Annotated in this window: 14 protein-coding genes and 1 pseudogene; 10 read left to right on the top strand and 5 right to left on the bottom strand. The window is 45.7% G+C overall.

The window, feature by feature from the left end; genetic code table 11:
- Positions 1-139: 139 nt before the first annotated feature.
- Together RM347_RS26245 and RM347_RS26240 are read left to right on the top strand one after the other, a co-directional pair.
- The gene (locus RM347_RS26245; RefSeq protein WP_428850617.1) at positions 140-295 is read left to right on the top strand and encodes a hypothetical protein; all 156 of its coding nucleotides are present in this window, start codon (positions 140-142) and stop codon (positions 293-295) included.
- 112 nt (positions 296-407) lie between these two features.
- Positions 408-683, top strand: a complete 276-nt coding sequence (locus RM347_RS26240; protein ID WP_322721668.1) for a BrnA antitoxin family protein — start codon at positions 408-410, stop codon at positions 681-683.
- A gap of 183 nt (positions 684-866) precedes the next feature.
- On the opposite strand, the gene RM347_RS26235 is transcribed toward RM347_RS26240, so the two are convergent.
- The gene (locus tag RM347_RS26235; protein ID WP_322721669.1) at positions 867-8,765 is read right to left on the bottom strand and encodes a GAF domain-containing protein; all 7,899 of its coding nucleotides are present in this window, start codon (positions 8,763-8,765) and stop codon (positions 867-869) included.
- A gap of 154 nt (positions 8,766-8,919) precedes the next feature.
- Between RM347_RS26235 and RM347_RS26230 the strand changes: the two genes are divergently transcribed.
- Both RM347_RS26230 and RM347_RS26225 read left to right on the top strand, forming a co-directional pair.
- Positions 8,920-9,270: a hypothetical protein gene (locus RM347_RS26230; protein ID WP_428850616.1), complete on the top strand. Its 351-nt coding sequence runs from the start codon at positions 8,920-8,922 to the stop codon at positions 9,268-9,270.
- Between the two features lie 134 nt (positions 9,271-9,404).
- Positions 9,405-9,584: pseudogene (locus tag RM347_RS26225) on the top strand (transposase); the annotation flags it as partial.
- A gap of 124 nt (positions 9,585-9,708) precedes the next feature.
- On the opposite strand, the gene RM347_RS26220 reads toward RM347_RS26225, so the two are convergent.
- The 3 genes from RM347_RS26220 to RM347_RS26210 form a co-directional block, all read right to left on the bottom strand.
- Positions 9,709-10,176: a Uma2 family endonuclease gene (locus RM347_RS26220; RefSeq protein WP_322721672.1), complete on the bottom strand. Its 468-nt coding sequence runs from the start codon at positions 10,174-10,176 to the stop codon at positions 9,709-9,711.
- 48 nt (positions 10,177-10,224) lie between these two features.
- Positions 10,225-10,926 carry a hypothetical protein gene (locus RM347_RS26215; protein ID WP_322721673.1) on the bottom strand — a complete coding sequence of 234 codons (702 nt, stop codon included), beginning with the start codon at positions 10,924-10,926 and terminating at the stop codon, positions 10,225-10,227.
- 237 nt (positions 10,927-11,163) lie between these two features.
- Positions 11,164-11,835, bottom strand: coding sequence for a LuxR C-terminal-related transcriptional regulator (locus RM347_RS26210; RefSeq protein WP_322721674.1), 672 nt, complete (start codon positions 11,833-11,835; stop codon positions 11,164-11,166).
- A 101-nt stretch (positions 11,836-11,936) separates the two neighbouring features.
- On the opposite strand from RM347_RS26210, the gene RM347_RS26205 reads away from it, so the two are divergent.
- From RM347_RS26205 to RM347_RS26195, 3 genes are all read left to right on the top strand, one after another.
- Complete coding sequence (locus tag RM347_RS26205) at positions 11,937-12,593, top strand: DUF3386 domain-containing protein (RefSeq protein WP_322721675.1); 657 nt, start codon at positions 11,937-11,939, stop codon at positions 12,591-12,593.
- A gap of 294 nt (positions 12,594-12,887) precedes the next feature.
- Positions 12,888-13,397, top strand: coding sequence for a HugZ family protein (locus RM347_RS26200; protein WP_322721676.1), 510 nt, complete (start codon positions 12,888-12,890; stop codon positions 13,395-13,397).
- 50 nt (positions 13,398-13,447) lie between these two features.
- Positions 13,448-14,335, top strand: coding sequence for an alpha/beta fold hydrolase (locus RM347_RS26195; RefSeq protein ID WP_322721677.1), 888 nt, complete (start codon positions 13,448-13,450; stop codon positions 14,333-14,335).
- Positions 14,336-14,511: 176 nt separating this feature from the next.
- On the opposite strand, the gene RM347_RS26190 is transcribed toward RM347_RS26195, so the two are convergent.
- Positions 14,512-17,484, bottom strand: coding sequence for a zinc-dependent metalloprotease (locus tag RM347_RS26190; protein WP_322721678.1), 2,973 nt, complete (start codon positions 17,482-17,484; stop codon positions 14,512-14,514).
- A gap of 1,269 nt (positions 17,485-18,753) precedes the next feature.
- On the opposite strand from RM347_RS26190, the gene RM347_RS26185 reads away from it, so the two are divergent.
- The 3 genes from RM347_RS26185 to RM347_RS26175 all read left to right on the top strand — a co-directional run bounded on the left by RM347_RS26185 (position 18,754) and on the right by RM347_RS26175 (position 21,455).
- Positions 18,754-19,149: a hypothetical protein gene (locus RM347_RS26185; protein ID WP_322721679.1), complete on the top strand. Its 396-nt coding sequence runs from the start codon at positions 18,754-18,756 to the stop codon at positions 19,147-19,149.
- 238 nt (positions 19,150-19,387) lie between these two features.
- Entirely contained in the window at positions 19,388-19,609 is a 222-nt protein-coding gene (locus RM347_RS26180) for a hypothetical protein (RefSeq protein WP_322721680.1), read from the top strand.
- Positions 19,610-20,006: 397 nt separating this feature from the next.
- Positions 20,007-21,455, top strand: a complete 1,449-nt coding sequence (locus tag RM347_RS26175) for an AAA-like domain-containing protein (protein ID WP_322721681.1) — start codon at positions 20,007-20,009, stop codon at positions 21,453-21,455.
- Positions 21,456-21,672: the final 217 nt, after the last annotated feature.

Genomic DNA, 21,672 nt, shown 5'->3' with positions numbered 1-21,672 from the left:
TTGTTTTTATAGTTGCTGAGAACCTCAAACAAAATCCATCGCCAGAGCAGTTGCTAATTTGGTTTGATTGCACAACCACTTATGGGACAATCACATTACACCAAAATATAGGCGGTGTAATTTTTGGTTCACATAAAACGTGATTAATCTAGATACTAATACCGCAGTTGCATTCATTACCGAGGGTTCTCACCTTTGCTATGAACTACGGGCGTTTGTCAACAAGCAACAAATGGTAATAGCACAAACTGCATTTAATGAATTCCGTCAATATTGTGCAGTACTCAGAGGGTAGTTCGGAACAGACAAGAGCAAATCGTTTTTTGCAAAGAGTTACCGTGAAAAGTGGTTAGCAGATGAGTAATAAAGCGATCGCAAGATTTCTTATTCATCTGAAATAAGCGATCATGAACAATACCTCACGTACTGATTGGGCTACATTAGAGGCGATGATGGATGAGGACATTGATTACTCAGACATCCCACCGTTGAGTAATGAGTTTTTTGAAAATGCCACGCTGAGGATTCCGGCAACACAAGCCCGTGACCTGATTGAGTTAGATTCAGAAGTGATAACGTGGTTTCGTCTTCAAGGTGCAGAGTATAAAACACTGATTAACTTAGTTTTGCACCGTTACATTGAAAACAGTGGCGACGGGGTGCGGGCTAACAAGGTTGGGTAGAGGGACAGCGTTACCCAACATCTTCTTCCACTCACAATCTTAAACACTTCCACCATGAGAAGTGCGTAGGCGTAGCCAGTACATACTTTCAGGCAAAGTGGCACTTTCTTACACCCATCTCGGCTCAATCCCGCGTTAGTCTGCTTAGATTCAGAACTTTCTAAGATGAATTTTGAATTGGTATTAGTTGTGTTCTAGCAGGTTGACAATCTTCCTCACTAACTCCTCTGGTTCTAATGGCTTGGTAATATGAGCTTGAAACCCAGCAGTTAAGGCTTTTTGTTGGTCAATATCTCCGGCATAGGCAGTTAATGCGATCGCCAGAATCGTTCCTCCTTGATTGGCTGGGCGTGAACGAATCTGCCCAATCAGCATGTAGCCATCCATATCAGCCATGCCGACATCACTCACAATTACATCAGGAATGAAACTATCAAGTACTTGCAATGCTTCTAGCCCAGACGCTACGGCTGTCACCTTTGCGCCATTTTGTTTTAGCAAAAATGCTTGAAACTCACGAGTATCAGTATCATCATCCACTACCAAAATTTGCAGGTTGCTTAAGGGAGTCTGGGCGCTTGATGCTTCAGCGTCGGCTGAGTCAAGGACAATTTGTGCTGACTGGTTCAAGATCGGTATTTGAACTGTAAAGGTTGCGCCCTGATTCTCACCCAAGCTTTCTGCTTTGACTGTGCCACCGTGCAGTTCTACAATTTGGCGGACGATCGCTAGCCCTAAACCCAAGCCACCAAATCTGCGTGTCGTTGAGCTATCCTCTTGTCGGAAATAATCAAACACATGGGGTAGAAATTCCGGTTGAATGCCAATGCCTGTATCGATCACCCGGATTTGAGCTTGCCCTGCAATTTGCCTTAATTCAATGATTACTTGTCCGTCATCTGGTGTAAATTTGACGGCATTGGTAAGCAAGTTCCACACCACTTGCTGCAAGCGGGCAGCGTCACCAGAGATCGGTGCAGTCGGATCGAGATCGATCTGTAAATTAATATTCTTTGCTTCTGCTGCTAAACGCACCGTTTCCAGGGCAGCAGAAATAATAGGGATTAAATTAAGGGGAGCCACTGTTAAGGACAGCTTGCCCCGCATAATCCGCGAAATGTCGAGTAAGTCTTCAATTAATTGTGATTGCAGTTTGGCGTTGCGCTCAATCGTTAGTAGTGCTTCGCGTTGACGGGCGGCATTGACCTTGCCTTTTCGCAGCAGTTGTGACCAGCCCAAGATCGGGTTGAGGGGCGATCGCAACTCATGAGACAGCACCGCTAAAAACTCGTCTTTAATCTGGTTGGCTCGTTGCAACTGTTCTGCCTGTTGCTGAATCGAAACAATTAGGTTGGCTCGGTCGAGGGCGATCGCTATCTGCTCAGACATCAATTGCAGCAAATCGATCTCTTCTACGGTAAAGTAAGTGCGGGTGCAGCTAGCAAACGAGATGGTTCCCAATAACCTCTCCTCCACAATTAACGGTTGACTGACATAAGCAGTAACACCCTGGTTGCGGACGATTTCAGCAAGAGGATCGGTAGCAATTTGGATGTAGTTGAGAACGATCTGCTGTCGTTCTTGCGCTGCCCAGCCACAGAGGGATTCACCAAACTCAATCCACTCGATCGCCTCAGCCAACTCTTGAGTAATACCCTCATAGTTTTTCAAATGCAGGATGGGGCGGTTGTCTTTTGACTCGACGATGTAGTTGTAGTAATAGTCCAATCCTAGCTGAGGTGCGAGTTTGCTGAATAAATTGTGCATCAGCGTCATCGGTTGCTCGACCGCCAGGAGATCGCTAGTGATGTCATAGAGCAACCGAAAACGTTCATCAGCTTGCCTCTGTGAGGTTACGTCGCGCATGATTTTAATAAATCCTTGCACGTCGTCGGCTTCATCGCGTAAGGGCATCACAAAGCCACTACCCCAAAAGCGGCTACCGTCTTTTCGGATATGCCAGCACTCATTTTCTGCCTGTCCTCGAATTTGGGCGGTCTGGAATTCCCAGCCAACGCGGTCTTCTAGGTTTTCTTCGCGGGCATAAAGGCTGCGACTGTCACGGCCAATGATTTCTGCTTCTGAATACTTGAACAATTCTTCGGCACCAGCACTCCAACTGGTGATTATAGCGTTGGGATCAACGGTTAAAATAGCATATTCTTTTGCACTTGCCACCATTAACCGAAAGCGAGCTTCACTTTGTTTAAGGGCAATTTCGATTTGTTTGCGATCGCTAATGTCGTAGGACATTGCCAGCACAGCATCAACTTCACCGCGCTCGTTGCGTAAGGGTGTGCCATGAGAGATATAGTAGCGATCGTGGCTGTTGTGTTCTAAGGTAAACGATTCGCCATTAAGAGCTTGACGGTAGTAGGGTTCATAACTGTCTGCCAGGGCAGGTTCGAGGACTTCCCAGAGTGTTTTGCCGACAAAGTTTTCAGTAGTCATACCGACCCACTCCAGCGCTTCGCCTTCTGCCAGCTGGTAGCGCAAATCTCGATCCACAATGAACACAGCGCCATGAGGCAGTTTGGCCGCAACTTGACGCAAGCGGGCTTCGCTTTGGTGCAGTGCTGCTTCGGCAAGTTGGCGATCGCGCTTTTCTTGGGCTTCTCGCAGCGCTCGTTGGACACAAGGAACCAACCGCCGTAAGTTGCGCTTGAGCACATAGTCGGTGGCTCCCAGTTTCAGCGCTTCAATCACCAATTCTTCGCCCATACTGCCAGAGACGGCGGGTAGATGGGCGATTCCGGTGGGGATGGTGACGGTGAAGGTTGTGCCTTGGTCTACTGCGCTCGTAACCGCGATCGCGCCGCCGTGCCGCTTAACGAGTTCCTGCACCAGAGACAAGCCAATGCCTGAGCCTTCATAGCTGCGCCCCTTCACGCCTTTGACTTGATAGAACCTCTCAAAGAGATGAGGCAGTTCGGAAGCGGAAATACCTACGCCCGTGTCGCTGACTATCAATTCAACGAAGAGGCAGGGGGCATCGAGAAGAGGCAGAGGGGCAGAGGGGCAGAGGGGCAGAGGGGCAGAGGGGCAGAGGGGCAGAGGAGAAGAATTGTTCCCCTGCTCCCCTGCTCCCTCTTTAACGGGTTTGAGCGAAACAGAAATGATACCCTCGAAGGTAAATTTTAAGGCATTGGAGAGCAGATTCAAGACAATCTTTTCCCACATCTCGCGATCGACGTAAATGGGATCGGGCAGGGGGGGACAATCGACAACTAACTGTAAATTGGCATTCTCAATCGCCGAGCGGAAAACACTTGCCAGTTCCGCCGTGTAGGTAGATAAGTCGGTAGGTTCGTAGTTTGCCTTCAGGCGATCGGCTTCGATGCGGGAGAAGTCGAGCAGGGTATTGACCAGTTTCAGCAAACGCAAGCTGTTGCGATGTGCTAGTTCTAGCTGTTCCCGTTGTGAAGAAGTTAGGGGATTTACCGAATCGCTCAAGGCATCTTGCACCGGAGCGAGTATCAACGTTAGCGGCGTGCGGAATTCGTGGCTGACGTTGCTAAAGAAGAGGGTTTTGGCGCGATCAAGTTCTGCCAGAGCTTCGGCGCGTTGGCGTTCTTGTTCACGGGCAGATTGTTCTCGAACTCGCTGAAGTTCCGACTCGCGTAAGGCTGCTTCGGCGCGGGCGCGCTCCACGGCAGCCCAGGTTCTTTCCGCCGTCTCCTGCAAAATGGCGATTTCTTCCGTCGGCCAGCGGCGCGGTTCGCCCTGATGAACGACGAGATTGGAAACCCAGCGTCCGCCTTTTATCAGCGGGATGGTAACAAAAGCAGTCGAGCCGATGACCTTGTAGTTCATCTTTTCCGTTTCGGTCAATTCGGTTTCTGCGTCAATGTCCGTGACAATGATCGGCTCGCCGTTGCGGGCTTTGTCGATGATTGAGCCGTAAGCCGCGAGCGGAAACTCGCCCGTGAACGCCGGAAAACGTCCACTCAGATAGTTGTCATTGACAATTACTGTTTCGTCGGGCGTAATCTCGGCGTACATTGCACGGTCAAGCGCGAAATGCTCGCCAAGAGTCTGCATCGCCACCCGTTGAATTTCCAACGGGTCAGAGAGCGATCGCAGGGCATCCGACAACTTGACCCGAAACGCATCCATTTCGGCAGCACGCCGCAAACGCGCTTCAGCGCGTTTGCGTTCCGAGACATTGCTGAATAGAACAGCGATCTGTCCTGGCATCTGAGTGGGGAAGACCTCTGCTTCCATCCACAGGTCGAGTGCCGAAACATACTCCTCGAACTGTTGAGGCTGTCCGGTTCGCACCACTTCGTCGTAGATGTTCATGATGCGTTGCTCCGCATCCGGCACGAGTTCGCGGATCGTCTTGCCGACGACATCGTGCATTCCAGTATGATGCTCAAATGCTGGGTTTGCTGCGAGGTATCGGAAGTCACTCCGTTGCCCTGCGGCGGTCTCGATCTTCTCGATGATGCAGAAGCCTTGAGCCATCGTCGTGAATAGCGATCGATATTTTGCTTCCGATTGGCGCAAATCTTCTTCGGCACGGGCGCGTTCGAGACGTGGGAACGTGCGGTTCGAGACTTCAACAATTAAAGCGATTTCATCTGCCGTCCACTCGCGCACCTCGCGGTAGGTCACCGTCAGATAGCCTTGCCATTCGCCGTGACGGTGATACGGAACGTTGATAATCGCGCTGACATCGATGGCGGCCATGGCTTGCGCGTCAGTGCGCTCGTCGCGTTGCGTATCGAAGACAACCCAAGTTTCTCCGGCGCGCATCGTGCGGGCGAACTCTTCGGTCACATAATCGGCGAAGCGGAACGTTCCCACGAGTTGCGGCACGTCCGCCGCGTTCCAGTTATATTTTATCGTTACCGATTCGCGCCCTTCGTCAATGTAGCAGAAAGCGAAGCCGTCGAGCCGCAAATGCGTTGCCAGCCGCTCACCGATGCTTTGCATAATCGCTTCTTCGGAAGCAAGGCGAGAAGAATCTTCGGCGATTTGGGCGAGAAAAGCGAGATCCGCCTCGCGGCGTTTGCGATCGGTGATGTCATTAAAGACAGTGCAGATTTGACGACTGCCCGCTTTGCCGACGCGCGAAGCGTAAGCCTGATACCAACGCCCGGTAGATTGGTTGTAATTTTCAATACGCTGGGGTTTTCCCGTCTTTACCACATCGTTGTATGCTTCAAGCCAGTAGCTTTCAGTGTTCGGGGCAATCTCGCTTCCCAACTTGCCCACCACGTTTTCGAGTCCCGTCTGCTGCTCGAAGACTTGATTCACTTCCAAAAAACGGTAATCAACCGCCTTTGGGGTTCCGTCATAAATTATCTCGAAAATACAGAAGCCTTCGTCAATCGACTTAAACAGCGATCGATATTTTGCTTCCGATTCGCGCAAGGCTGCTTCGGCTTCTACCCGATCGGTGATGTCGCTCGCCGCACCAAACCATTTGACGATTTCGCCTGCCTCGTTGATCAGCGGAATGGCGCGAGAGAACGTCCAGCCCACAGTGCCGTCCAACCGAATAACGCGGTGTTCCAATTCAAAATTGCTGCGGGTGGCGATCGCGCGGTTGATCGCCGCTCTAACTCGCGGCTTGTCGGTTTCGGGAATGTACGCCTCTATCCAATCGTGGCGCGGATCTTCAGTCGTGGCGATAAACTCTTTGCCTTCAAGAGAACGCATTTCCCGCCAATCTGCGCTCATTTCATAAATGATGTCCGAAGCCGCACTGAGAAAAGCGCGGAATTTCTCTTCTGATTCGCGCAGGGCTGCTTCGGCGCGGGCGCGTTCGATGCGGAGCGAAACACGCATCGCCAATTCCTGCAAAAATTCGATTTCATCCTCACGCCACAAGCGCGGGTGGCGGTCTTGTGCGCTCAAGGCGAATTTCCAGCGTCCATCTCTGAGGTATGGCGCAGTGACGAGAGAGCGATTACCCAACGCCTCGAAACGCGCGGCGTTTTCCTCTGAGTGCCGTTCGCTCAGAGCGTCGTTGATAACTAAGGGTTGTCCGGCGGCGAGTTGCTCGGCTTCCGCTTCGGTATGAAAATCCTGAATGACGTAATCGCCGACTAAACTCGGCAAATCTGCCGCTTTGTGGTCGTGGAAAATCGTCGCCACCTTTGCCTGCTGATCAATTTCGACCAGCAGACAGTGCGAAAGATTGAAGTGTGCGGCGATGCGATCGCCCGCGACGTTCGCAATTTCTGACGACGATGCCAAACGTGTAAATTCAGTCTCAATGTCGGCTAAAAAGGCGAGATTCGCTTCGCGGCGTTTGCGATCGGTAATGTCGCGGAACAAAAGCGAGATGCGGTTGTCGCCCGCCGCGCCGACGCGCAGAGCGTAAACGTCATACCACCTGTCCATCGCTTCCGTGCGGTCGATGAGGCGCACCGATTCGCCCGTTCGCGCAATGCGGGCGAACTGCTCGAACCACAAACGTTCCATGTCTGGCTGCAACTCGCTGATGCGTTTGCCGACCGCGTTCACGAAGCCGGTCTGCCCCTCAAACGCCCGATTCGTTTCCAGATAAATCCAATCAACCGCGTTGCCCTCGTCATCAAACAGCAATTCAAAAATGCAAAAGCCTTCGTCAATCGAATTGAACAGCGATCGATATTTGGCTTCCGACTCGCGCAAGGCTGCTTCGGCTTGTCGCTGCTCAATTAAATCAGCCGCTTGGCGGGCGAGTAAATCGAGAAACCGCAGTTCGCGATCGCTCGGTCGATGGTGTTTGCGCCAATGAGTCGAAACTATGCCGATCGCTCTGCCCGAACGGGAAATTAGGGGGGTTGACTGTCCGCAGAGAAATCCTGCCTCTACGAGCTTTTGCAGCGAACCACCGGGGTCTTCACTGGCGGGTACATCATAATTAATAATTGCCCGTTTTCGAGTTGCAAGAGCAATGCCACAGGCAGTATTGGAACTAGCGTCAATACGATAGAAATACTCGACTGTCTTTTGTTCTAAGCCTTGACTAGCAAGCAATAATATGTATTGAGTTTCTTCTTCCAAAATTTGAATTGTTCCAGCATCAGCCTGCATGAGGTCAACCGCAGCAGCCATAATCTCGTTGTAAAGCACCTGAATATTGTCTTCCGATGCCAGGTAGGTGCTCAGTTCGTGTAAGCGTTGAGTGTCGCGCAAGTCGGCGGCAATGGCGACCTGGGCTTGTCGTTGCTCAATCAGGTCAGCGGCTTGGCGGCCCAGTAAATCGAGAAAGCGTAGTTCGTGTTCTGTGGGTCGATAGTGTTTGCACCAATGGGTCGAAACCATGCCGATCGCTTTACCCGAACGGGTAATTAGCGGTGTGGACTGTGCCGAGAGATACCCCGCCTCAAGGTGCATTCGCATTGAGCCATCCGGGTCTTCGCTCTCAGGTACGTCGAAATCAACAAACATACGAGCGTCGGTCTTAAGTGCGATGCCGCAGGGCGTGTTGGAACTCGCATTCACGCGGTAGAAATACTCGGTCATATTCCGCTCAAAGCCCTGCGTGGCAAGCAGCAACAATTCTTGCGTCGCTTCGTCGAGAATTTGTACTGTTCCGGCATCCGCCCGCGTCAGAGCGATCGCAGCAGCTATAATCTCCTGGTAGAGCGTCTGAATGTCGCCCTCGGTTACAAGCCTTGCACTCAGTTCGTGCAGTAGTTGCGTATCTTTCAGGTCTGACTCAATGGCTGCTTCGGCTTGTTTGCGCTTGGTAATATCTTTGTCAAGTTCTTGGGCTTCCTGCAATGCTCGTTGTACAGATGGCACTAACCGCCCTAAGCGTTGCTTGAGTACATAATCTGTCGCGCCCTGTTTGATCGCTGCGATCGCCAATTCTTCGCCCAAACTGCCAGAGATGAAAATAAACGGTATCTCAGGACGTAGGCGACGGGCGATCGTTAGTGCCGCAATCTCATCAAAATTAGACAAGGCATAGTCTGCCAAAATCAGGTCGATGGCGTTGCTCTCCAGTGCCCTAATAAAAGCAGCACGAGTATCTACCCGCAGTAGTTCACAGTCAATCCCGCCCTCTCTCAGCGTGGCTTGCACCACTTCTACATCGGGAAGATTAGCTTCGAGTAAGAGAAACTGAAGTGCTGACATGATTTTCTTCTTGCTGTTTTGGTGGTGCCTTGGTTATGTATAGCGATTCTCATTTGCATGAGGTACATGGGTAGGGGCACGGCAGTGCCCATACATGTCAACTTAAGTTCAAACCCTTACCCTATAGACATTTTACCCCACCCCCAACCCGACGGTGTACACACAAGTGCTAGTAAACTATGGAGGTCAGGGATTTAGAGGTGTAAGAAGGAGTGGAAAATCCAATAAAAATTCATGCTCAAAAGTGGCATGGTCAAACATTTGGAGATTCAAGGCTGATAAAAAGGGGGCAGCATTGTACGAAGCAATGTCCAAATATGTTGCTGTACGAATTTTACAACTGATTCTAGGACGGGATAATCTTGATTTACCTGCAACTGTTGCTTTTTCTCATGAGCAACAGCAATGTTTATCTACTCTTGCGCCCACTTTAGAGGGCAGAACTCAAAGATGGAAGAAAAAACAGAGAAATAAACAGTTAACAATAAAAAGAAAATTCTTGTGATTTCTAAATTAACCCTTGAAGACGAACTCAGGCTTTCAAAAGCAATGCCTTGAGCGCACTCTGCTTTAGAAACAACAAGACAAATACGCTTGGAAGCAATACAAATGCAAGATGTAACAAGGCAGATGACAGAGATTACAGTAATAATTGAAGCCGCAGTCTGTCAGCTAGTCTACCTGCCGCCCTACTCGCCAGACCTCAATCGGATTGAAAAGTGTTGGGCGACTTTAAAAAGCAGAATTCGCAAGCTGTTACTCAAATCTGATAATTTACGCGATGCTATGGAAATCGTTCTCAAGCAAGCTGCGTCCTAATTAAGATGGCTACGGCTATAACCCTCTTCTGTCACTCTCCGAAAACATTTACCATTTCTGAATTCTAGAGCTTTTGTATAGCAAGTGATGTCTACGACGGGCTACGCCTACGCGCGATTCTTTTCTAATAACAAATACAAGACCAATTTTTTTCTAATAGTATAGTTTGTATTGATTTCCTCATAAGGCTTCTAGCGATCGCCCTGCCAGAGAGTGACAGAAGAGGGATAACTTTAGTTTGACTTTGATCGGGGGATAGAATTTCAATTGTCCAATCTGGGGCAATTGAGAAGACGTTAGCAACCCCACCATTTTCTTTGCGGGGAATTCTGTCCCACATAAATACAGAAATGTCAGGCACAATTAAGCGATTGCCAAAACTACAGCGAAGCTCACAGAAAACCCGTGCAATCTGTTTGGGTTTTACTACCAAGTTAATTGCAGGTGCTAACTCGGTATGAATTGCGCTGTGTTCTCCTTGCGGCATCGGTTTTTGGATGATCCGCCCATCAATGTATTCACTGGCAGGTTCTGTCTCTGGCAGATCCAGGAATTCATTTAGAGTCAGGGGTTTAGCAGGGGTCTGTACCATTTAAGGTTTGCGTCAAAAATTCATCATTCATCATCAAGATGTTGGAGATTATTTGCACATTTGCAACGTGCGGCGATCGCTAGCAGTGATCGAATTTAATCGGTAAAAATCTTGCAGAGCCAGTGAGTAAGCATAGGAGTTGGACTCATCCTCACCAACTTTGGGCAATCTATTGCTTGTAGCTACCTGATTCGACCGATCAGAACTGGCTTCATTTGACGATGGATTAACCGTCATCGCCAACTCTCCTGATGGGTTGATTGTACCCTGAAAACAATTTAACTCTGATTGGGGCATATACAATGCACCCGTTACCTTGGCCTGCTGCTTTTGAAATATGATATAACCTTGACCAAGCTGGTTTGGTTTTGGGGATTGACCATAGAGGTAAATCCCATCTTTTACAGGAAAATTTGCTTTTGGTAAAACTCCTACGCTTTTTGTGGCTCCCTGATCGGCCGGAACGAGCGCTGTGGTTGTAGGTACTGTTTTTCCGCTCTTATGGAAAAAACCTTCTTTATCTCTAGAAGCCGCATGAAGTTGACTTCTCTGCTCCCGAACTTTTCTGAGTTGCGACAAAAGAGAGTTTTCGGAGGTTTTCTGAATCTGAGCCGATGATAATGGAGAATCTTTAACTGATACTACTTGAGTCTGCTTGGCTATACAGCCAAAACCGAGAAGTAAGCCTAAGCCCGCAAGGGAAATTCCCCACTGACGGGGAGATAATAACTGATGAAGGTTGTTAAGCACCCTACTTCTCCTGTTAGAAAATTAACTAAGTTCTCTAGAACTTACTTAAATCATAACTAAGTCTTAACTGTTAAAGACTTTGTTAACGACTTATATTACTATTGTCCAAAAAAGAAAACTGTCAAAAACTAAAGTTTTTATTGAATTTGGTTCAATAATCTTAGATTACCATCAGTTAGAGTCTTTATAAGAGAAGGCAGAGGTTCGGCGATCGCTCAGTCAAGCCTCCTACCTCCTTCAAGAAACTTGTATATCTTGTAGCTTTGCCACCATTTCTGCACGCGCCGAAACTTTCAACTTCCGAAACATCCTCTTCAAAGCTTGTTTGACGGAATTTTGCGTAATCCAAAGCTTTTCCCCAATTTCCGCATTCGTTAAGCCCTGCGCCACCAACTCGGCAATTTCTAACTCACGAGCCGTTAGAGGACTTACTAAAAGGGAATTGGATATTTTGGGTTTTGTCCGTAGGGTTGCCATTTTTGCAGACAAATGAATGCATAAAGCGCTCAGGTCAGCTAAATCGTTGCCATTAAAGGCAGGATTTCCTTTGTCACGAGCCAAGTTTAGTGTTCCGACAAGACGACCATCGCAAACAATTGGCCCAGTCATTACATGTTCGTGATCCGAACGTGAGCAAAAATGCTTCCAGTCTCCTGGTGATAATAATAACTGCTCATGAGCGGGAGCATGACGCTCAACCACATAGCGCCCCACTGGATTGCTCTCTAAGCATATTGCCGGAATGCCTGGAACATTAATCTCAGTGGTTGGCTGCTGATCTAGGAGATAAATACCCCAATTTTGCACGCCAAAATGCTCGCCAATTTGATCCGTGAGAGCTAGTCTTAACTCTTGCTCATTCTGGACATTGGCGATCGCATGAAATACGGCGTGGAGAGAATTAGCCATAAGTGTACCCAGTTGGGGACTATCCAAGCCTCAACAATTACTTCTATGCTAATACCAAGGAAACTAAAACGCTAATTAACAGTAGCGACTAGGAGAAGCACATGACAGTTACACAACTCTCTGCTCAGGAACTTTTCCGGGCTGCTTATGAGAACCGCTATACTTGGGACAAGAATTTCCCCGGTTATACCGCAAATATTACTTTTAAGCATGATGACAAAGTGTTTACAGGCAAAGTTATCATCAGTGCCAATCTGAAAGCTGAAGTTTTGGATGTAGATGACGAGTCAGCCCAGAAAGCAATTCATGGTCAAGCATGGGAAATAGCAATTCACCGTGTCCGCCGCAGCTTTGAAGACACCCACAGCGCCAATACATTTAGCTATGGTAAAACTGACGAGACTGGTGCAGTTGAGCTTTTAATGGGTGGTAAAGCTGAGGGCGATAAATACAAAGTCCGCAATAATGAAGTCTGCCATGTTCACCGTCTAATCCACGGTACTTTCGTGACCATTGACACCTTCAGCAGTCACGACACTGGCGAAGGCTACCTGTCCCACCGCTATGACTCTGTGTACCATGACCCCAAAACTGGGGAACAAAAGGGCGGTAGAAGCGAATTTATTGATGAGTATGAAAAAGTTGGTGACTATTTCATCCTAAATCGTCGGGAGATTCGCACCGAGACAGCAGGACAATTTTCTACTCAGGAATTTATCTTCTCTGACATTAAATTGTTGGAACCTGTTGCTGCTTAAGCTATATTCTGTAATCTAAAAATTAGCGATCGCTCTTTAGTTAAAGGGAGCGATCGCTTTTATTTTTTGGGCATTCCATGCATAAGCGTAGCCCGCACTTCTCTACGAGACGCTGCGCGAAGTGCATGGTTCGACTCCCTTCCCTACGGGACGCTACGCGTAGCTTGCTTCCCCGGAGGGGTACGACTACCCTCAGGGCAAGCCGCTCACCAGCCGCTCAGTGACCATCGTAGACATCGCTCAATCACGTTAGGATACTTAATTAGGTGTTCCTAATCAAGCGGTAATTTACTTATGAGTCAACTTGAAAACATTCAAGCTGAGTACGAAAAGTTTTCTGAAGCATTTGAGAGTGTAATCATTAGCACTGTGAGCGCAGAGGCAATACCCAATGCTAGTTATGCTCCTTTTGTAATGGATGATTCCAAAAATATCTATATTTACGTCAGTGGTCTTTCGACTCATACCAAAAATATCTATGCCAATCCTCATGTTAGTGTCTTGTTTATCGAGGATGAAGCCAAAAGTAATCTAATTTTTGCCCGTCGTCGTTTGAGTTTTGATTGTACGGCAACTTTGATTGAGCGTGAAACAGAGAATTGGAATCAAATTGTTGAGCAATTTCAAGGGCGATTTGGTGAAATTGTCGAGGTCTTGCGCGGCTTGTCTGACTTTCGGATTTTTCAGCTAACTCCGAGTGAAGGTCGTTTTGTAGTTGGTTTTGGGGCAGCTTATCACATCAGTGGTGATAACCTCCATCAGCTTGTTCAGATCGCAGGAGATGCCGACAAAAAGCAAGGATAAATTATGAATTAGTTTGACTGTATACAAATTAAATTAAACTTTTTAATTTTATGCTTCAGTTTCAACCTCCTGGCTTTGGACATAAAGTCATCCATACATCCTTGGGGGCAATGGTTTACTATACCCAAACAAATGCACCTTGGACGATTGCTGACACTGAAGATTTACCCCCACTACTGTTTCTGCATAACTTTGGTGGTGGGGCATCTGCGTATGAATGGTCTAAAGTTTACCCAGCTTTTGCCTCTAGTTACCAGATTTTGGCCCCTGATTTAATCGGCTGGGGAGAATCGGCTCATCCAGTCCGAGATTATAAAATTAGGGATTATCTCAGCACGATCGCAGAGTTTATCATCCAAACTTGTCGCCAGCCGGTGACGGTGGTAGCCTCATCTCTAACAGCAGCTTTTGCTATCCGCCTATCTATTGTTCAACCCAATTTATTCAAAGCATTGTTTTTGGTGTCCCCCTCTGGATTTGATGATTTTGGGCAGGGTGCTGGACGCAGACTTCCGCTTTCAGTAATCAATGCGCCTCTGTTGGACAATTTTATTTACATCCTTGGTGCTGAAAATGAAATTGCAGTCCGAAATTTTTTACAAAGTTTTCTATTTGCTAAGTCACAACGAGTATCCCAAGAGATGGTGGAGGCTTATTTAACTTCTGCACAACAACCTAATGCCAAATTTGCCGCCTTGGCATTTTTGCGGGGCGATCTTTACTTTGACCTGAGTTTATATATTAAGCAACTGACAATTCCCACGATGATTTTTTGGGGAGAAAAGGCACAATTTACCAACATCAAATTAGGACAACGCTTGGCAAATTTAAATCCAAGTGCAATTCGAGATTTTTATGCGATTGCAGATGCAGGAATATTACCTCATTTGGAAATACCGGAAGTTGTTATTGGTCTATTGCAGAGGCATCTTGGATAACTCAATTTTGGATTTTGGATTTTAGATTTTAGATTAAGCAGGAGAATAACCAATGCCCAATTCATAATAGACCTCTTGCAAAAGTTCCTTTTGCACCCTTGTAGGGAAAGGGGAAAAGGGCAAAGGGAAAGGAAAAATTCCATCCCTTTTCCCCACTTCTGCAAGAAGTCTAATGTCTACCTGGAGAGTAACTGTGCGTTTAATGCTTTAGTGATGCGATCGCCAGAAGCTTCTAAGTGAGCTAGAGTGTAAATATCAAGGCTTTCACCCTCCGGGTGACGCTCCTTCTCCTGCAAAGACGCCAAGGCGAACGTCGCTAACGCTACGCTAACGTCAGTCGCTTCTTCTAAGGGAGATGCTGCGTGTAGCTTGCTTCCCTGGGGGGGTACAAGCAAAGGAACCGCACCAAAGCGTTGCTCACCAAGTTGTTTGAGTCTGACATCAATAGCTTTTTGCAGTTGGCGCAATTCATACCAAGCCAATGTACGACCATCTTCAGGTGTATTAGTAGTACCCAACATCATCTGTAGCAAAATATTCAGATATTCCCGTTGCAATGAACGGCGGATGCTAGAAATTGGCTTTGGTTCTCCTGGGGCGAAAACTTCTGTCCAGATGCCTGTTTGCAGGGTGTCGAACAGTTCTGGCATCGAAAGTGCTTCTCCAGGCAGAGTTTTTAATTCTATATCTTGTAAACGATTGAGGCGATCGCTGTCTAATAGCGATCGCAGGATGGTACTTTGGAAACTCAGAATGCGATCGTGAATTGGATAATCAAGGCGGTTGTTAGGTGCAGAACTACCCCAGTGTTCCCAGCGTGACGGTGCCAGTTGATTGAGCAATTGTGGTGAAAAACTGAAAGCATCCTCAGCGAATACATACTCTTGCAACTTAGTCAATGCCTGACGTTGTTTTAAAAGTGAAACTGGTACAAATGTCCAAGAAGCATTATCACTAGCATGGAGACGCCGAAACGATTGTCCACCAATGTATTTAGAAAGCAAAATGGCGTTCCGAAAATAATATTTAAGTACTCTATTGAATGAGACGCGCAGGTTACTATAGCTTTCTCCTTTCGATAGATAACCCTTGTCAAGGCGCTGCCACATAAAACGGGCATTATCCATTTGCCACTGCGAATAAAGTAGCACATCACTACTCATGTCCCAGACATTTGCCAAAGGATTGATGTCCCAGATATCTTCATCGGTTGCGTAAGATAATTCTGGTTGAGGCGACGCCAGTGCAATCTGCTCCAAAAAACTTTTTTCTGATTCTGGAATAATTGCCTCAAGTGCTACTGATGGGCTTCTTTTATAACCATATTCAATTGCCCATTCGTCATAAGGCCCAACAACTCCTGGGAAATAGTCACCTTGCTTTATTCCCTGTGGTGCGATATTCACAGGTAAATAGTCCATCACCGAACCCACTAAACCTTTGGTGTGAGTGATTTCAGTATTATTTAATTCTTGGGGCGCTAACATGGTGCTGCCATGAAAGTTGTGGCGCAAACCGAGAGTGTGTCCAACTTCGTGAGCGATAAGAGAACGTAAATATTGATGCACATACTCCTTCATCGTTTCACTACTCGGTGTAGTATTTGGCAAAATTGACAACGCTAGCGCTCCCATAGCTGCTTGATCTGAAGACTCCATACCATAGCAGAATTCAGAGGAGAAAAAGAAAGCAGGGGAGGATGACGCGGTGACGGAGAGATTGGGAGACGTAGAGAATCTATCCAGGAATTTTCCTGCATCCTCCGAAGTTCTGAGCGCCGGAAGTCGCCGCTGAGACTTCTCTTTGTGTTCTTCTGCTTTTTCTTGACATGGGTTTGTGCTCGGTGATGAATTAACTTCCATCAGTGCGCGATATTCTTGCTGAATTGAGCGCACCATATTGGCATCCACCACAATATCTGCATCCAATATTTCCCCAGTGAATGGGTTGACGCGCATCGGTCCTCTGGCAAAACCTGCATCCAAAGAATTGAACCAGCGAATAGTGTTGTAATGTACATCTGCCGGTTGCCAATCAGCATCATCTGGCATTTGCTGCACTTCAATGGCATTTTGAAATCCAGCTTTTTCAAATGCTTTGTTCCACATCAAAACGCCTTCACGAATTGCATCGCGGTATTCTAGTGGCACAGCATTCTCAATCCAATAGACAATTGGCTTTTTAGGTGGAGATAACGGAGCGTTAGGGTCGGATGGTTCTAAATGCCAGCGATTTATGTAACGTACAAATGATTCGTGAGCATTATTGTTAGAGAAATCTTGGAAAGCAGTAATAAAATATCCCACTCTGTCATCAGCAAGTCTGGGAATATAACCATTGTTTTCTCTAAGTTGAGAAAAACTGTAGTGTACCTTCAGAGTAAGTGCCCTACTATCGGGTACGGTGACTAAATTTGCACCTTCTGGTGATGAAAAACCGTAAATAGAATCAATTTCTACGTTTTCTGGGAAGCTGTTAACATCACCAAAATATGACTTGCGTGCATCCAAGTGGTAATCAGCCTGTAAAGAGTATTTCAATAGGGGAGTTAATCCAGGAAAATCCTGCATTAGCAGTTCATTCAGGTTGATCAGAATATTTTTACTGTTTGGATCAATAGTAGCTATTTGGAGTGAATAAAGAACTGAATCGCTAAATGAACGAGCAAGCGATCGCTGTTCTGGTCTACTTTCTGTACGGAATTTAACATTCCGCACAACAAAATGCAATCTATTATTTACTCGTTGGAAGTAGAAGAGAAAATCAGAAATAGGTAATCCACTATAAATCCCACTTTCTCCAACGCCTGATTCCAATGTAACTATAGCTAGGTAGTCTTTATTTAGTTGCTCTGGCTTAAGTTCTAAGTAAATTTTGCCCGAATCCTCACTGCAATAAAGTGTGAAGAGTCCTTCTAGTTTATCTATCCTATTAACAATCCCATTAAATCGGCAAAAATCTTCCTTTCTAATCTCAGCAAGATTATTGTCACCACTTGCTAAGTTTTCAACTGCTGGGAGTGCATTTAATTGCTGCACATTAATATTGGAACTATTTGAAAGTTGGTTTGCTCCTGCATAATCAGTTGATAGGAACAAGTTATACAGTAATACTATACAGATTACTAATTTCGTTATCCAGTATTTCATCCTTGGGCTTTCCACCTGAAGCAGTTCTCGTGTTGAAGAAAAATGTGGATTAGTTTGTCGTCTGCAAGCCCTTCAAATATCTAGGGATTACGGTATAAATCCACCCAGTCAGACAAACAATGCCTCTAGCCTAAAAGTCGTGTGACTATTGATTGTTATTATTAACTCTTAAAAAATTATCTATTAAGCATTTATATCTTAAGGTAGACAATTTTTCTAACTAAAGATACATGTTTTTTTTACTTCTATCTGTATTAAAAACCAAATGTAGCATTAAAAATGTATTTAGTGCTACATTTGTGCGCCGAAGTAATCTCAAGCATGATTTATAAACTCAGAGCAAGTCTTCTAAGAAAGCTGTTATTGAGCAGTTAAATCCTTTTTTCGGATGAATTGTCGAAATTTATCGTAATCCCAACCGTTTTCTTATATGGTCAATTGCTTATTCCCAGTAGCCCAACAGAAAATCAGCTTTTTTGGCTAGTTCTCAGCCTTTCTCCAGGTTGACGAAAATCGCTTTGATTTGTTGGGGAGCCAGGATGGGATAGAGTAATCTAGCCAAGCACAAGCCGATTTGGAGTGATTTGCTGTAATTTTGTGTAGCAGCAAAAGCAAGTACACTAATTTCTCCACGGTTTGGTTAAGCCTAAAAAATAAAAATGTGTAGGCTGGGTTGAGGAATAAAACTCAGAATATGCTGGCAAATGTTGTCTTTCGCAAAGCCTCAACCCAACCTATGAATATTCTTAATCGAACAGTATTGGCAAGATGTAGCCCTTGATATAAATTTTTCCATATCTGACTCAACTGTTAATGACATACAGTTAAGTGTGTAGGCGCAATTAAATGTAAGATTTGATTTTGAAGAACGTAACCATCGCGAATACTTTGATTCGTTTGTTCTTCGCAATAACAGACCATATCATATTTATACTTATCTAGTTGTGTTCTATATTAATAATAAATATAGTTTTTTGCTTTAATATTCTCCTGATTTGATAACTACTTAACTCCATCCCAGTTTGCTGGCTCTGGCGGCAAGTAAATATGTGGCGAATCTCTGGCTAACTATGTAAATTATCGAGATTAATGGCAGTATTGCTCATGAGCCTAGGCGAATTGCAGATATTTATTCATCTAACAAGTCATCTCTTCCCCAGGATTGAAAAACCCTGTCTTTTTCATAACTGAAATCTGCCTTTTGTTAGAAGGATAATTACTTTTTTATAGCTAATCTTTATTTGTACTCCAAAAAGCAAGCTAATTGGCATGATAAATTTGATTTCTAGGACAATTGGTAAGATCAGTTCCCTACTTAAAGGACTTCAGGTAACAACTTTTTTGGCTGTTGTTCTAGCTGGTTTTCTAGTGCTGACAACGAATGTTGATTATGGGCAGAATGACAAAGCCTTAGGTGAGAGAGTTCGTGAACAGGTACAGCAAGATGATGCTCAAAGACCGAAAACAATAGGGGAGTGGAATAAAGAAGCTCGTGAAACGGAAGGTTCACCAGGAGAACGACTTCAAAAGATTGGAAAAGAGTCAGCGGAAGCCTTTAAACAATTTGGGTCAGGATATGTAGAGGGTGCTCAGAAAACTGCTAGTGATGTAGGGGACAGTGCAGCACAGACAGGCAAAAATATCTCTAACCAAGTTAGACGCTAAATGCGTTACCATACTCTATTGGCAGTGAGTAGTAAGAACTTTTTGTCAATAAATCAGTAATAATAGGGACACTGGTGTTTAACCACCGAACTCTTCTAAATGCTTGGGTAACGCGCTTACCCTTCCTGATGAAAGATTGTAGCGTTTCTCAGTTGCATAAAATATAGGTTTTTAGTAAGGGCGTACAGCTAGCTGTGCGCCCTTACTGTGTGCTGCATCCAAAAGATAATTGCTAATTTTGAGAACCATAAGCGTAGTCCGCACTTCTCTAGGAGACGATGCGCGTAGCGTGCGTGGTACGGCATGGTTCGACTCCCTTCCCTACGGGACGCTACGCGTAGCTTGCTTCCCCGGAGGGGTACGACTACGCTACCTCGGCTCCGGTTCCATCAAGCGACTTGTACTGAGCGTAGTCGAAGTAAGTCGAGATGCTCGGCACAAGTCAGGGCAAGCCGCTTAGTGACTTCGTAGCCATCGCCTACACTTTGTTGGATGCATCTGCACTACAAAATCCAAATTAATACCAGATAAGAGATAAATTTCAGTAACACTGAGTAAATTGGTACAAATAAAGTTAACTATTAAGGCTTGTCATTTTTTATTTGCAAGTAGTCAAATACACTTGATGCAGAAGCGTCAGCGACTTTCCGTAGGGCGAGGAAAAATGACAATTAATATAGTTATGTTTATTTATACCAACCCATTTAACTCTCATCAAGCAGCTAAGTATATTTTTTTATCAGTAAATTATAAGTCTAAGAACGGGTAAGTAACTGTTGAATAACCGTTTAAAAACATGAAACAATGAGGAGATAGCTAAGACAGTAAATAAAAAAAGTAGATAGATAATTAGAAATATGAAGCAATCTAAGAGTACGCGAAAGCGGGGACTTGTACTAACGAGCGCTGGGCTGAAACGTTTACAAGCGTCTATTCTGGCTATGGAAAAGGTACAAAATAATGGCGATCGCTTCACTCTAGAAGATTTAGGCGATCGCATGAATGTTTCTACCAAAACTCTAAACCGATTATGGTCGTTGAACACAGGCGTGGATCAAAAAACCCTGAAATTGTGCTTTAGCGCCTTTAACTTAGAATTACGCAGTGAAGACTATGCAATCCTGAGCGAACCGAATAATACTGAAAGCTCTCAAACTCTCTCACTAAGTTTAGACACAGAACAAAATAATTTTTCTCCGTCTTTATCACTAGATTCATTTGTTACTCAACACCATAACCAACTCGAAAATCTTTGGTCATACCCAGATGGCCCTGTAGCTCTAGATTCCCCCTTCTATGTCGAACGTCCCCCCATTGAGGAACTAGTTTATCGAGAAGTAATTCAACCAGGCTGTGTGATTAGGATTCGAGCACCAAGAGAGACGGGAAAAAGTTCTCTTGTGCTGCGGCTATTAGCCTTTGCCCAGATGCAAGGTTATCGCTCGGTGAACGTGAATTGTAACCAAATCGATTTAAGCTGTCTGACAGACTTAAACAAGCTTTTGCGTTCTCTTTGCTGGCAAATTGCAACAGAATTAGGCATTGACCCCAAGCTAGATGACAAATGGGACGAGGAAATAGGCTGTAAGTTGAGTTGCAGTGTATATTTGCAATCTTATTTGCTCAAGCAGAGTAAAAGTCCGGTGGTTTTAGTGTTAAATGAGGTTGATCGCTTTTTTGAATATCCTGAAATTGCTCAGGAGTTCTTTGGTTTGTTGCGCTCTTGGTATGAGGAAGCACGACAAGATACCAACTTGCAGAAACTGAGGCTAGTGGTGGTTTACTCCACAGAAGTATATGTTTCCCTGGATATCAACCGCTCCCCATTTAATATCGGACTACCGATCCACCTGCCAGAATTTACTGTGCATCAAGTAGAATATTTAGCCCAACGGCATGGGCTAAACTGGGACTCTAATAACGAAGTTACCCAACTAATGTCTCTAGTAGGAGGACATCCAGCACTGATTCGCATTGCTCTGTATTATTTATGCTGTCAAGGAATCTCGTTAGAAGAACTGATACAGGATGCGATCGCTAACGGTGGTATCTATCGTTATCATTTATGGCGACACTGGGCAATCTTGCAAGAAAATCCTAGTTTGGTAAAGGCATATGTTGAAGTTGTGGCCGCAAAGCAAACCATTTCTCTGAATCCCATTTACGCTCATAAGCTCGAAAGCTTGGGGTTGATCGCTTATGAAGGCGATCGCATCCTACCGCGTTGCGAACTCTACCGTGCTTACTTCAAAAAACAACTAGGCGTTGCTGAATTTGAATATAAATCATTGCAAAAACGTGCCTGAGAAAAAACTTTCAGATAGTTTTTCTCTCTCGCCCACCGTACCTCTACTATTAAAGCTTGCTAGTCAGAGCGTCTCCGTTGGCGCAGCCTCTCATAGAGAAGGGAAGGAGAAGTTCCAGCAGCGCTTCCTCTGCTCCAACTGGGAGCATCCCAATTTTGCAAGAAGAGAGTGAGAGTGAAAATATATTCGCGAGTATCCATCGCGAATAAACGGGGGG

The organism is Nostoc sp. ChiQUE02, assembly GCF_034531305.2.
In the GTDB taxonomy this organism is placed as follows: domain Bacteria; phylum Cyanobacteriota; class Cyanobacteriia; order Cyanobacteriales; family Nostocaceae; genus Nostoc.
This window is presented reverse-complemented; position numbering and strand designations above follow the sequence as displayed.

What these genes read in the sequence shown, in the direction of transcription:
- RM347_RS26210 (WP_322721674.1), bottom strand. Translation starts at nt 11,835, where the DNA reads ATGGCTAATTCTCTCCACGCCGTATTTCATGCGATCGCCAATGTCCAG.
- RM347_RS26205 (WP_322721675.1), top strand. Translation starts at nt 11,937, where the DNA reads ATGACAGTTACACAACTCTCTGCTCAGGAACTTTTCCGGGCTGCTTAT.
- RM347_RS26185 (WP_322721679.1), top strand. Translation starts at nt 18,754, where the DNA reads ATGATAAATTTGATTTCTAGGACAATTGGTAAGATCAGTTCCCTACTT.
- RM347_RS26220 (WP_322721672.1), bottom strand. Translation starts at nt 10,176, where the DNA reads ATGGTACAGACCCCTGCTAAACCCCTGACTCTAAATGAATTCCTGGAT.
- RM347_RS26195 (WP_322721677.1), top strand. Translation starts at nt 13,448, where the DNA reads ATGCTTCAGTTTCAACCTCCTGGCTTTGGACATAAAGTCATCCATACA.
- RM347_RS26240 (WP_322721668.1), top strand. Translation starts at nt 408, where the DNA reads ATGAACAATACCTCACGTACTGATTGGGCTACATTAGAGGCGATGATG.
- RM347_RS26190 (WP_322721678.1), bottom strand. Translation starts at nt 17,484, where the DNA reads ATGAAATACTGGATAACGAAATTAGTAATCTGTATAGTATTACTGTAT.
- RM347_RS26235 (WP_322721669.1), bottom strand. Translation starts at nt 8,765, where the DNA reads ATGTCAGCACTTCAGTTTCTCTTACTCGAAGCTAATCTTCCCGATGTA.
- RM347_RS26200 (WP_322721676.1), top strand. Translation starts at nt 12,888, where the DNA reads ATGAGTCAACTTGAAAACATTCAAGCTGAGTACGAAAAGTTTTCTGAA.
- RM347_RS26175 (WP_322721681.1), top strand. Translation starts at nt 20,007, where the DNA reads ATGAAGCAATCTAAGAGTACGCGAAAGCGGGGACTTGTACTAACGAGC.